Origin of the sequence: Pseudoalteromonas sp. SWXJZ94C (genome assembly GCF_015864385.1) — a bacterium.
Classification (GTDB): domain Bacteria; phylum Pseudomonadota; class Gammaproteobacteria; order Enterobacterales; family Alteromonadaceae; genus Pseudoalteromonas.
Map to the genome: position 1 here is coordinate 32,372 of NZ_JADYXF010000028.1, position 13,598 is coordinate 45,969.

Annotated in this window: 8 protein-coding genes; 6 read left to right on the forward strand and 2 right to left on the reverse strand. The window is 37.9% G+C overall.

The genetic code is table 11. The annotated features are described in order from the left end of the window. Positions 1-21 precede the first annotated feature (21 nt). Positions 22-1,038, reverse strand: coding sequence for a LacI family DNA-binding transcriptional regulator (locus I6F65_RS13075; protein ID WP_197113235.1), 1,017 nt, complete (start codon positions 1,036-1,038; stop codon positions 22-24). Positions 1,039-1,177: 139 nt separating this feature from the next. Here I6F65_RS13075 and I6F65_RS13080 point away from each other — a divergent pair, with 139 nt between their 5' ends. The 4 genes from I6F65_RS13080 to I6F65_RS13095 all read left to right on the forward strand — a co-directional run bounded on the left by I6F65_RS13080 (position 1,178) and on the right by I6F65_RS13095 (position 7,661). Beyond that, positions 1,178-2,968 (forward strand): hypothetical protein, encoded by a 1,791-nt coding sequence (locus I6F65_RS13080; RefSeq protein WP_197113238.1) that lies wholly within the window; start codon positions 1,178-1,180, stop codon positions 2,966-2,968. Positions 2,969-3,025: 57 nt separating this feature from the next. Beyond that, positions 3,026-5,092 carry a DUF4962 domain-containing protein gene (locus tag I6F65_RS13085; protein WP_197113241.1) on the forward strand — a complete coding sequence of 689 codons (2,067 nt, stop codon included), beginning with the start codon at positions 3,026-3,028 and terminating at the stop codon, positions 5,090-5,092. A 75-nt stretch (positions 5,093-5,167) separates the two neighbouring features. Further along, positions 5,168-5,932 (forward strand): 2,5-didehydro-3-deoxy-L-galactonate 5-reductase, encoded by a 765-nt coding sequence (locus I6F65_RS13090; protein ID WP_197113244.1) that lies wholly within the window; start codon positions 5,168-5,170, stop codon positions 5,930-5,932. Positions 5,933-6,329: 397 nt separating this feature from the next. Next, entirely contained in the window at positions 6,330-7,661 is a 1,332-nt protein-coding gene (locus I6F65_RS13095) for an MATE family efflux transporter (protein WP_197113247.1), read from the forward strand. Positions 7,662-7,796: 135 nt separating this feature from the next. Here I6F65_RS13095 and I6F65_RS13100 read toward each other — a convergent pair whose 3' ends face one another. Continuing rightward, complete coding sequence (locus tag I6F65_RS13100; RefSeq protein WP_231613178.1) at positions 7,797-10,721, reverse strand: TonB-dependent receptor; 2,925 nt, start codon at positions 10,719-10,721, stop codon at positions 7,797-7,799. A gap of 450 nt (positions 10,722-11,171) precedes the next feature. Between I6F65_RS13100 and manD the strand changes: the two genes are divergently transcribed. Further along, positions 11,172-12,389 carry a D-mannonate dehydratase ManD gene (gene manD, locus I6F65_RS13105; protein WP_024611048.1) on the forward strand — a complete coding sequence of 406 codons (1,218 nt, stop codon included), beginning with the start codon at positions 11,172-11,174 and terminating at the stop codon, positions 12,387-12,389. A gap of 55 nt (positions 12,390-12,444) precedes the next feature. Further along, a complete protein-coding gene (locus I6F65_RS13110; RefSeq protein ID WP_197113250.1) occupies positions 12,445-13,596 on the forward strand; it encodes a Gfo/Idh/MocA family protein in 1,152 nt (383 codons plus the stop codon). Positions 13,597-13,598: the final 2 nt, after the last annotated feature.

Below are 13,598 nucleotides of genomic sequence, written 5' to 3' on the forward strand. Positions count from 1 at the left end.
ATCTCCTAACGACAATCCAAGTCAGCTCGCTATACTTTTACACGAGTCTCTTTTAATAAAAGAACAAGGAATAATAATTTTTTGAGGCGGCGTTTCATTGTCGTTAATGTTATCAAGTAATAGCTTTGCTGCTTCTCTACCTACTTCATAAGGGTTTTGAGTTATTACTGTAATAGGTACTTTTAAATACTCTGCCATAGGCAATTCGTCAAAAGCTAATAATGAAACATCGTCAGGTATTGAGATATTCTCGTTATTAAAAGCAGTTAATAGCTCCGTAGTAATAGGCAAATGCTGTGTAAAAAATACGGTTGGTGGGTTAGTCGCTTCAAGCATGCTTTTAGGCGTTTGCTGAAAACCTAACTTACGATCCCAATATTGAACTAATTGTTCATCAACAGGAATTTTGTATTTTTCTAAAGCATCTACATAGCCTAAATAACGATCTTGTCTTGATTTCATACTTTGAAAATCTTGAGTAAGAAAACAAATACGTTTATGCCCTAATTCAATTAAATATTCAGTTGCTTCAAATGCTGCTTTTCTATAATCGGAAACAATTATATTTTTTTCGTTGCCATCATGTTCTAGCTGAAAATGAATAATAGGTAAGCCGTTATTAATGTATTTATCAATTAATTTTGTATTTTGACCTGATGAAGCAATGATAATTCCGTCTACACGTAATTGGTACAATGTATCTAAAGACTTAGCTTCAATCTGCGGATCGACATCCGTATTGTATATTAATACGTTGTAGTCATTTTTTTTACAATAGTCGTCAATCCCTCTAATTGTGCGGCTTGTATAAAAGCCCGTAATGTCCCTTACAATTACGCCTATTGTTTTCGTTTTATTCATTTTTAAACTGCGGGCAATAGGGTTTGGTACATAATCAAGTTCTTCTATAGCCAACTTTATGCGTTCTTTTGTTTTTTCTGACATGTAATCAAAACGACCATTAAGGTATTGAGATACTGTACTTTTTGAAACGCCGGCAAGGTCTGCAACATCGATCAATCTTACTGTTTTTTGCATGTATATTTTCTACGAAAGTCTAAATACTTGAATGTTGACATTCTGCAATATTATGATAATTTAATCAACTAAACCGATTTAGTAAATGGGTTTACTTTCCATTGTCAATTAAATTAAACATAACTATAAGGCAGAAAAAGTGGAAATTTCGAATGTTGAATATCTAGTGATCGTTGGATACCTTTTACTGATTATTATAGTCGGTCTTGTTTTTAAAAAGTTTTCGAGCAATACGGATGACTATTTTAAAGGGGGCAGTAAAGGGACATGGTGGCTAGTTGGTAGTAGCGCTTTTATGAGTGCTTTTAGTGCGTGGACTTTCACCGGTGCTGCTGGCATTGCGTACGAGTCTGGATTTTCGGCTATGTTTATCTTTTTTGGTAATGTGCTTGGTTTTTTCGTTAACTATTTATTTATGGGACCTTGGTTGCGCCAAATGAGAGTAACCACCTTTCCAGAAGCAATTGCGGGTCGTTTTGGGGAGAAAACTCGTGATTTTTACGCATATTATGAAGTACCCATCCGTATTTTATATTCGGCTATGGCACTTTACGGTTTAGGAATATTTTGTTCAGCCGTTTTTGGCTACGATATTAATTACGTCATTGTTGTATGTGGTGTTGTTGTGCTTCTTTACTCTGCAACTGGCGGACGTTGGGCTGTTATGGCTACTGATTTCTTACAAGGTTTGATATTGGTGCCACTTACTTTAATTGTTGCCTACCTTTGTTTAGATGCGCTTGGAGGGGTAGATAACTTATTTGTTAAAATTGAAGAAAAAGGTTTAACCGAAGAATACAGCATGATCAACTCAGCCACACTCTTTGGTGGAGCTTATACATGGGGCTGGGCCAGCGCGATGATGGCAAAACAATTTATCGTATTTAATTCTATGAATGCGGCACCGCGTTATTTTTCTGTAAAAGACGGGCGAGAAGCCAAAAAAGCAGCTTTGCTGTGCTCCGTGTTAATGCTGCTGGGGAGTTTTATCTGGTTTTTACCACCCATTACCGCTCGGCTTTTATATCCTGATTTGGTTATGGCTTTCGACATCGCTAAACCTGCAGAGGCGAGTTATGCGGTTGCAAGTATTAGCTTATTACCTGTAGGGCTTGTGGGGTTAATTGTTGTTGCGATTCTAGCTGCAACAATGAGCTCTATGGATACAGGACTCAACACTAATGTTGCCATATTAATCAAAGATATTTATCCCAAAATCTCACGCCGATTACGTTGGAAAGCTAAAGGAGAGTCTGAGCTATTAAATTATGGACGTACTTTAACGTGGGTAATGGGTTTTTTAATTGTTTTATTAGCACTTTATTTTGCTCAACAAGATGGTTCAGGAATATTTGAAATCATGTTGCAAGTAGGCACCTTACTTTCTATGCCAATTACAATTCCTTTGCTTTTAGGTATGTTTATTCGACAAACGCCGTGGTGGGCAGCCTTGTTTTCTATAGGGTGCGCGTTAATTTTTTCTAGCCTAGCGTTTTTTGAAGTACCACTTAGTTACCTTGGTTTTTCACAGGCATACAGCGATGGTTTTGAATGGAATTTTCAACAGCAGTTTTTCGGCGTTTTAGGCTCTGGAACATTTGGGTTTTTAATATCGACACTTTTTGCACCAAGTCAAAATTCTGCTCATCGTCAAATGGTTGATACGTTTTTTACTAAAATGAAAACGCCTATCGATTTTGAAAAAGAAATTGGTGAAGGCAATGATTTGAGCCAGCTAACAGCAATTGGGCGCTTTGGTATTGCGGTAGCCGGTTTTATAGCGTTGATGTTAATTATTCCAAACCCACTAGAGGGCAGAATAGTTATTCTGGTACTGGCAGTGATAATTGGAGTAATCAGTATATTAATGCTTAGAGCGGGTAAAGAGCCCGTTGTTACAACCAAAGGTGTGGCATCACAAATAAAATGATGAGGATTATTTCCTCAAAAAGTTACTTATTATCACTTTTGATCACAGGATTTAACAATGAATTACTTACTTATTAACGACCAGCTTGACGTATTAAAAGCAGATCTAAAAACGTGTCGTAAAGAACATTTAACTCGACTGTTAGAGCAATGTCGTTCGTATGAAGATGAAGTTTTATCAACAGAGCATCCCCATACGAGTATTACTTATATAGGAATGGCTGCTGCAAACTTAAGTTTGGCTTATTTATTAACAGAACAAGACCATTATTTGCAAGAAGCTAAGCGTTGGATTTTTACAGCGGTTGATTACGATGTATGGGGCTATGGTTTTTTAGTTGATGTAGATTTAAGTGCATCGTGGTTGCTGTACGGTTTGGGGCTGTCTTATGATTGGTTAAAAGATCACTTAACAGATGAAGAGCGTAGTAAATTTCTTAATAAATTGATTTTGCAGGGCAATAAAATTTTTGACTACGGTCAAGACAATCTAGGTCATTGTTGGTCTACTAATTATTGGCAAAATCATAACTGGATTAATTATTCAGGTTTATTAACCACAGCTTATGCAATCCGCTCTGAACACTCTGGGGCGCAGGTATGGATTGATGAAATAAAAGATAACTTCGAAAAAGTATTTGAATACCTGCCAGAGGATGGATCTAACTACGAAGGCACCGGCTATTGGAGGTACGCAATTAACTTTTTCCTTTCTGCTGCTGATTATATTCGTGAAGATGGTGGACCAAATTACTTTGAAGCAGGCTTTTTAAAAAACTCATTTGATTATCGTATTTATCAATCAGCACCTAATTGGGAAGAAAACATTAACTTTGCAGATGTGCATGATAGAAGAAGCTCTCACTCTATTTCAGCCTATTACAAAATAGCATCAGAATATAATAATGAGCAGGCGCAATGGCTAGGTGAAATGGTACGAACCAAGTTCTTGTTCAGAGAAGCTTATCAGAGCAAAATTTTCCCTGGTATTTTACCTGAAGCCTTTTTGGAGCTAATTTGGTTTAATCCAAAAATAGAGCAAAAGTCACCTCAAAGCCTGCCTTTAACTAAGTACTTTCCTGATCTTGGTCTCGTTGTTATGCGCTCTAGTTGGGATACTGATGCAACGCATCTTTCTTTTAAATCAAGCCCAGCAGGGGGACATAAACAATGGGAGCTAAGCTGGAAATTAGATAAAGAAAATGATTGGAAAACACGCAGCTTAACTCATTATCATGTTGATTTTAATCATTTTATATTAATTCATAATGGAGCGTCTTTAGCTATTGATGAGGGCTACAATCGAACATCTAAAGCTGAGGTACATAATTTAATTACGGTTGACGGGACAGGTTGCGTTGGAGAAAAAATATGGGAGGAAGGTGATTTAAGTGACCCACAGTTATTTGATTTAAATTGCAAAGGTATTCATAACGTATGGAGAGACGTACCTGAGGAGGCGATAGCAAAAATAGAAGCGTTTTCTAATGATAATGGCTATACCTATGTTGTTGGCGAATCGAGTAAAATGTATTACCCAGAGATGAAACTAACACGTAATGCCCGACATATTATTAATAGTGAATGTGGTTATTTTATCTTTTTAGATGAGCTAGAAAGTGAGCTAGAACACATATATACATGGCGAATGCACTCAGAAAGGTATGCAAATCAAGTAAGCCAAGACCAGTTTGAAATTATAAATGGGGCTGGTGCACTTAACGTATTTACTGTATTTCCACAAATCCGCTTAACTAACGTTGACGAAACCCTAGTTGAAGAAATAATGACGCCGCAACGACCAGATGATATTCGTCGAATTAGTTTAAAAACATTATTAATTGAGAATCCTGAAAAAAATAAAAATAGTTATTTCCTCAATGTGCTTCAGCCTAAAGATGCAATTCAAAGCGATTCGAGCAGCGAGATTTTAGCTAAGCCTATTAAAGGCGATAGTTTTATTGGTGTTGAAGTGACTTCGAACGATCATATTGAAACGTTTATTTTCTCTAATGAAAATAAAATAGCTTACAAGGATATTCAATCAAAATCTAAATGGGTGTCTATATTAAAAGACAAGGCAGGTAATGTTGTTAAAACAACATATTACGATGGTGTTTGTTAAATATTTATAGCAAAGGCAGTACTTTAGATTTATGGATAGTTAATCGCTATAAATAACGATTAGGAGAAAGTAATAATGTTAGAAAAATTTAGTCTAGTAGGCAAAACGGCTCTCGTTACAGGTTGCAAGCGCGGGATTGGTAAAGCAATTGCATTGGGGCTTGCAGAGGCCGGAGCCGATATTATTGGGGTTTCGGCCAGCTTGGAGTTACAAGATTCCGACGTTGAAAAAGAAGTAACCGCACTAGGGCGCAATTTCAAAGGCTATCAATGCGATTTTTCTGAACGCGATGCACTTTACTCGTTTATTAAAGAGGTTAAAGCTGACTTTCCTAAAATTGATATTTTAATAAACAATGCAGGCACTATTTTACGCGCACCAGCAACAGAGCACAGCGATGAAATATGGGATAAAGTAATTGATGTTAATTTAAATTCTCAGTTTATCCTTAGTCGCGAAATTGGTAAGGAAATGGTTGAACGTGGCGCAGGTAAAATTATTTTCACTGCATCATTATTAACTTTTCAAGGGGGCGTTACTGTCCCTGGGTATGCTGCGAGTAAAGGTGCGATAGGGCAGTTAGTTATGGCTTTATCTAATGAGTGGGCGGGGCAAGGTGTGAATGTAAATGCTATTGCACCTGGGTATATTAATACTGACAATACTCAGGCACTTCGAGAAGACCCTGAACGCTCAGCATCTATTTTGGCACGTATTCCACAAGGTCGTTGGGGTAACCCTGAAGACTTTAAAGGACCCGCTGTATTTTTAGCGTCAGAGGCTGCAAGTTATGTAAATGGCACTACTTTATTGGTTGATGGCGGATGGATGGGTCGATAGCAAATTACAAACTATCGATTAAGTCTAACAAACCTGAACTCTGGATAATAAATTTAAATATCAATTATAATTCAATACGTTGGTAAATCTCTTAACCAGAGTTCAGGTTAACAAGTATTTGTTTTATGCCTGCCTTTTTGAATAGGGCAGGTACATGTATTTCTATCGGTTATCATAAAAGCAATTCAGTAAAAATAATCGTTATTATTTTAGTTGATCTGGCTGGTCGGCTTTAAACCCCTTTGTTAGTCGTTCACGGCGAGTATAATAACGGAGTAACAAGGGGGTAATATAGATTATAGGCAATGTATTAATCAGTAAATCTACTAACAACTTATCCTCTTTCTCATAATTATTTAGCTTTTTTGGAAGTTATTTTGATAAAGGTAATTTCTCAATGAATCCCAGTGCGTATATTTGGCGTAACTTTGCATTAGCGTGGCCACTCGCTTTTAATGCATTGTTAGTTCAGTCGATGTTGATGATTGACACATTGCTAGTTGCGCCACTAGGAGAGCTGCCCGTTGCAGCTATGGGTATTGCAACGACTATAGTGGCATTTGTACTGGGGCTTGAGATTGCCATTGGTAATGGTATTCAATTACTCGTAGGCAGGGCTTTTGGATCTAAAAATAAGGTCGATTTAGCAATTGCTTATTGGTCTGGTTTATTAATCAATGTTTCTACTTCATTAATCTTTTTCTTTATTTTAACCTTTTGGAGCACTGAGCTGGTGGCTGCAATCACTGACGACAGTGATTTAGCGCAGCTGGCAGATAAGTACATATCAATTACCAAATATATTGTAGTGGTAACTGCATATACTCAAGTTTGTACCGCTTTTTGTAATGGTAAAGGCGATTCAAAGGTGCCGCTAAAAGGTTTTATGATTGAGTTACCGGTTAATGCAGTCCTCAGCTATTTTTTAATAAATGGGTTTGCAGCACATGAAGGGCTTGGTGTTGAGGGTGCTGCTTGGGGTAGTTTGATTGCGGTTTTATTAAGAGCGATATTTTTTTATTTTGCTTTAAAAACGGATGAAAAAATTGATTTAACATACCCTAAGCACAAATATTTTTGGACAGAAATTAAAGGGCAATACCGTGAAATATATCCTATTGCAGCCAATTTTTTTGTTCTCTCAGTTGGGGCAACGGTTTATCAGTTGTTGTTTGCTCAGCTCGATCTTTTCTCATTTGTTGCTATTACTCTGATTTTTCCTTGGGTGCGTGCTGGCACGCAATTTCCTAATGCTTGGGCTCAAGCATCGGCAATTAGTATAAGCCAGGCTTTGGGACAAAACAAAACCGATAATCTGACGTTATTTATTACTCGTTGTACACAAGTAGGAATGGCGTTGTCGGTGATTATTGCAGGGTTGTTTTTTGTGCTTAGTCAGTGCATTGAATTCGTTTATCCAGATATTGACCCTGAAACGAAAATAGCATTAATGGTCATTATGCCTCTGTATATTATTTTGCCTGTTATTCGAGCGTATAATACCGTTGCGGGTAATATCCTTCGAGCATTGGGCAATAGTAATTTAGTTCTTAAAATTCATTTTATAACGCAATGGAGCATATCGCTGCCAATTTGCGCATTATTAGTTTTGTACTTTAAAGTCTCTATTTTTTGGGCTTTTGCAATGATCCCCATCGAAGAACTCCTCAAAATAATTCCGTTTTACCGCTACAAAAAAGCCTATATGAGCCGCTTACAAACAACATAAACAGAGAGTTGATAATAGTAATGTTGGAGGTGTTTTAAAGGGGATTTACGTTTAGTGAGGTACGGATTTTATCGTTATAAAACTCTGTGGTATGTATTGCTAATACCACAGAGCTTAAAGTTTTACAGTGTTGTATTAAAACCGGTAACTGGCTCCTAAAGTAATACGACGCTCTGTTAAACCTTGATAACAAAGTAATCCGCCTTCATTAACGCATGATTGTGTTATATCTGATTCAGTAAGATTTACAGCTTCAATACCCACATTAAATTGCTCGTTAATATCGTAACTAATGCTGGCATTAAGTTGTCCTCGGTCCTCTTGTACAACAGGAAACCCCCACGGGAAGCTTGTTGTGCTACCAAAGTCTTCTGACCGATATGCTTCGCGCCATGTGTAGCGAGCTCTCGCTGAAAGACCATATTTTTCGTAGTAAAGAGTGAAGTTGTAAGCATTTTCAGATAAATCAGTAAGCCCTTGCACACGGGTAACGTTTATACCTTCAATACCTGTGGTTAAAGCAAAAATATCATTTGCACGACTAGTTGCTGTATCAAATGCTTCACCACCTGAGAACTCTTGCTTAGTATAGTTAGCAATAATACCAAACCCAGAAGCCCAGCCTAAATCGTCCTCAAACCCTGCAAGGTCATATTGAACGGCTATTTCTATACCTTTTTGCGTGGTTTCACCTGTATCGTTTATAGTGGTCGCAAAGGGAACACATACACCTACGCCAATATCAGGTCCAAATACATTTATATCTGCAATAGGGTTAAAAATACCACCCGCTTCACATGGATCTGTTAAATCACGATACCCAGTAGTAGAGTCTTCACTAGGGTCTTCTTGTTGGCTAACATGAAGGTTACTACGCTTTTTATGGAATATACCGACACTTAATACACTCGCTTGGGCAAAATACCATTCTGCAGAAAGATCAAATGAAGTAACTTCCTCAGGTACTAAATTTGGATTACCGATAGCCACAGCTGGGTTTGGGCTGGTATCAAATGTGAATGAGGTCGATAGATCGTCAAAATCAGGACGTCGAATATCTTTACCCCAGCCCGAACGTATAACTATATCGTCAGTTAAATCTACGCTTAGGTTTACTCTTGGTAATAGGAAGTCATAGTCACCAGTTGTGGTTATTTGTGAAACTAAGTTATTGCCATTGGCATCTGTAGTGGTTGAATTACCGACAGATTTAACGTCAGTTTTGAGGTAACGTGCACCAAAATTGCCTCGAAACATATGGTATTCAAAATTAGCTTGCACATAAAGCGCATTTGTTTTTTCTTCAATATCAAAAAATCCGTCAGAGCTTGATGTTGGTGCATTGAGCGCAATAGAGCCACCAATGGTATCGATAGCGCTTTGTAATATAGCTAAAGCATTATCTTGATCATTAGCAACAATTTCTGGATTAAGTTGTAGGTAATCGCGGACAAATAATTCTCTTCCATCAGCGTCGTTAAAGTTAGTGGGACCCGCAATTAAAAGCTCCGAAAATAGATCCCCAGATGGGCTGTCAGACATGTTTCTTAAACCAATACTGCTAATAACAGTATCTTGCACGCTTGATGTTTTACTATAACGGTAACCAAAATCGACTGAGGTTATAATTGAGTCGAAGTAATAGCTAAAATCTGTACGAAATGCATCTTCACGATTTTTAGCCGTGCTTTTACCTATTTCCACATCACGTAATACAGTATTGCTTGGGTCAAGTAATTGAGCGCTTGTTGGTGCATTTGCTTCACCTGATGCTATGCCAAATGCGAGCGAACCGCCTGTCAGATCATATTGAAAAGGTGTGCCATTCTCATTCGATGCATTAGATGCAACATTTGGATTAATAAAATTAAGAGTCGAGTTAAAGCTAGGCGTAGTTGTATCTGATTTTGACGACGAGGCTTCTATATTTATTTTAAGGTTATCGCCTTGCCACTCGCCACCAATTCTAAATATTTCGCTTCTGGTTAAACGTGAGTTTGTATCACCAGAAAAACGAAGATTTGGATCGGCACCGCCATCTTCAACCGGAATTACCCCTTTAACAGCAGCTTGAATAGAACCTAGATTTTGGCCGTCTATTACGCCAAAATTAACATTTTCAAATTCAGTAGGAATTGACTCGCTAATCAGATCGCTCACACCAGAGGCTTGTACTCTTGAGCTTTCTTCTCTGCGTTCTTGATCGTTAATAACAGCATCAAAATATAATTTGGTATTGTCATTTGGTGCCCACTCTATAGAAGAGGCTATATTGATAGTTTCAGATTCGTAATTATCATAATCTTGAACAAAAAATTGTATAGGCAAAAAATCGAATTCTTGAGCGCTATTAGCACCGCTATTTGATGCTACTGAGTTGTCTCGATCAGATCTGGGGCGAAATGCTGTTGCTTCTTGCTCTGCATAGTTGGCACTGATAACAACACCAAAAGTACCTAAGTCAGTGTACCAATTATCTCCAAAAGTACCTGATATTCTAGGTTTTAAACCACTATCATCTGACAGGCTACTATTTTCACCTTGTACTCTTAAAGTTGCTAATGTGTCACTTAATTGAAGAGGGCGGATAGTTTTTAAATTAATTGTTCCACCTACAGAGCCTTCAATCGTTTTTGCCTCGGAAGCTTTAGTCACTTCAACTTCGGCAATGATACCTGCAGAAACATCTTCAAAGTTTATACCACTTCGACCAGTACCTGAGCCTACAGTCGAAACGCCATTTATTTCTGTTCTATTAGCGTTGGTGCCGCGAATTTGTACACCGGTTCCTACTCCTGCTGTTCGGGTGATTTGTATTCCTGTTACATTTTCAAGCACTTCAGCTAAGTTTTGATCTGGTAACTTACCAATATCAACGGCTTTAATTACTTCAACAAGATTATTAGAATCGCGTTTTTCTAAAAGGGCGCTGGAGAGTGACCCCCGGATCCCACTAACTTCTATTACTTCTAATTCAGGGGCATTTTGTGTTGATTGAGCTTCTTGTGCTGAAGCAGATGGGGTCGCTAATAATGTGGCCAAAGCCGCACTATAAAGCATTGTGTGTGATCTGCGGTTTTGCAGTACAGAGCTTATTTTATTTAATTTATTTTTCATAAATTCCTCTTTTACTACGTGATGTTGTATTTAGTGTTTATTTAAATAAATCGTTTATAAGCGTAAAACCACAAACAAATCGTTTTACTAAACCGATTTACTTGAGGGAATTTAACATGTATTAACCAAATGTCAACATTCTAACGATTAGACCTTTGTCATATAAAAGCCTTAAAGAAGATCCGAAACGCTACAAGGTTTTGAAATTATTTTGTTATGTTTTTATGCCAATCAGTATTTATATTTTTATCGGGGAGAGTTGTTACAGATCTAGTTTGTGGTTTGCTCGGTTGTAGAAATTTAGTTGACCAAGTCATTTTACAACAGTAAGATAATTGCTTAGTAAACCGATTTAGTTACCCTTAAGATTGGTAACCTATACAAGGAAAACCAATGAAAATTAAAGAAATAAAAGTATTTGTGTGTAGCCCCGGAAGAAACTTCGTAACGGTTAAGGTAATCACCGACGAAGGTACTTATGGTTTGGGTGATGCAACAGTAAATGGTCGAGAAATGGCCGTAGTTGCTTATTTAGAAGAACACGTTGCTCCTTGTTTGATTGGTCGTGATCCGCAAGAAATTGAAGATATTTGGCAATACTTTTATAAAGGTGTTTATTGGCGAAAAGGCCCAATTACAATGGCAGCTATTGCTGCAATAGACATGGCGCTTTGGGACATTAAAGGCAAAGTTGCTAATTTACCTGTGTATCAATTATTAGGTGGTAAAAGCCGCAAAGGAGTTACGTTTTACGCACACGCTAACGGTGAAAATATTGACGATACATTAGATAAAGCACAAGAGCATATTGAAAGTGGTTTTAAAGCGATTCGTTTACAGTCAGCCATCCCAGGCTTAAAAGTAACTTATGGTGTACTAGGTGATAAAAAAGATTACTTTGAATTACAAGGTAGCCGTCCGTTACCCCCAGAAGAAGAGTGGTCAACCGCTAAATACTTTAACTCAATTGTTGAGCTATTCAAAAAAGCGCGTGAACGCTTTGGTTACGAAGTACATTTTACGCATGATGTTCATAGTCGTTTAACTCCCATTGAAGCTGCAAAGCTAGGTAAATTATTAGAGCCATACAACTTATTATTTCTTGAAGATGCAGCTATTGCAGAAAACCAAGACAGCTACAAAATTATTCGCCATCACACTACCACTCCTTTAGCTATTGGTGAAACCTACAATACTATTTGGGATTGCAAAGATCTTATTCAAAATCAGTTAATTGACTATATTCGTGTCGCTGCAACTCATGCTGGTGGCATCACTGCACTTAAAAGAATCACCGATTTTGCCAGTGTTTACAATGTTAAAACTGCACCACATGGCGCGCCTGATTTGTCACCTGTGTGTTTTGCCGCGCACATGCATTTAAATATTTGGGCGCCTAATTTTGGTATTCAAGAATTTGTTGGCTTTGGTAACGAAGCGTTAAATCGCATATTTAAGCACAACTTCACTATTGAAAATGGCATGGGCATGATGAGCGAAGCACCCGGCTTAGGTGTTGAATTTGATGAAGAAGCCGCAGCACAGTACCCATACAAACGTTCGTATTTGCCTATTAGCCGTTTAGAAGACGGTACTCTTTGGAACTGGTAGCGCATAAAAATAATGGTTGTAACAATAAATAATTTAAAAGAATTAGGATTAAGACATGAGTAACAAAGTAAAAGTATTAATACATGGAACAGGATTCGCAGGTCAAGGTCACGCTGAAGCTTTTAGATATGCTGGTGCAGAAATAGTAGGAATAGTAGGAAGAACACAAAGTGTTGTGCAACAAGTTGCCAAAGATATGGCAATTTCTTACTCAGGAACTGATTGGCAAAAGGCACTGGAGGACTGCAAACCTGATGTTGTATCTATTGCTACACCAGGTGGCGCGCATGTTGATCCGATAAAACAAGCGATTGCTTTTGGATGTCATGTTTTTTCAGATAAACCACTGACTGCAGATGGCAGTACGTCAAAAGAATTATACACATTAGCGGTAGAAAAAGGGGTGAAAACAGCCTTCGCTTCAAGCTTTAGATACATGCCAGAAATACTTCATGCTAAACGTTTAGTTGCCGCTGGCGCAATTGGTGAGCCATTAGAAGTTGAATGTATATCCCACTTTAATTTAGAGCGCGATATTCCATTTGGTTGGTCGCATCGTCGAGAAGATGGTGGGGGGCGTTTAAATAATAACTTTACTCATATGATGTCGATTGTTACCTCTGTTGTCGGTGAAAAAATATTATCAATTATGGGGGAAGTACGTGACGACCTAGGCAAAGCACCGATTGTTGAAGGCGTTCATAACTTTAAAACTCGCCGCGACTTTATTCCGCAAGATATTAATGATCCATCATTAAAATGGGGCGAATCTAACGTTGAATGGTCATATAACGTGCTAGCTCAATTAGAAAGCGAATTTGCTAAAAAACCGGTTTCTGTGATGTTTAAACATGGTGGTTTACACCCTCGTTTTAACGAAGATCATATCGTTTTTTATGGTAGTAAAGGCGCTATTTATATTAAAGGTCATTACGGTGCGGGTCCGCTTTATTTATATGGTGAAAACAATGGTGGTGACCATAAAGAATGGCTAGAGCAAGCATTACCTGCCGATATTGCTGCAGATGTACCTGATGTTGAAGGCGATACAGAGCGTAACTGGCGTTACCTTATTCGCGAGCTAGTTAATGATATTAAAGGTGAAGACGTAGCGCCTTATCAAACTTTCAAAGAAGGCAGCCAATATCAGCAACTCATCGATTTAATTCGTAAAAATGATTACTGGGTAGATGTAAGTAAACTTTAATC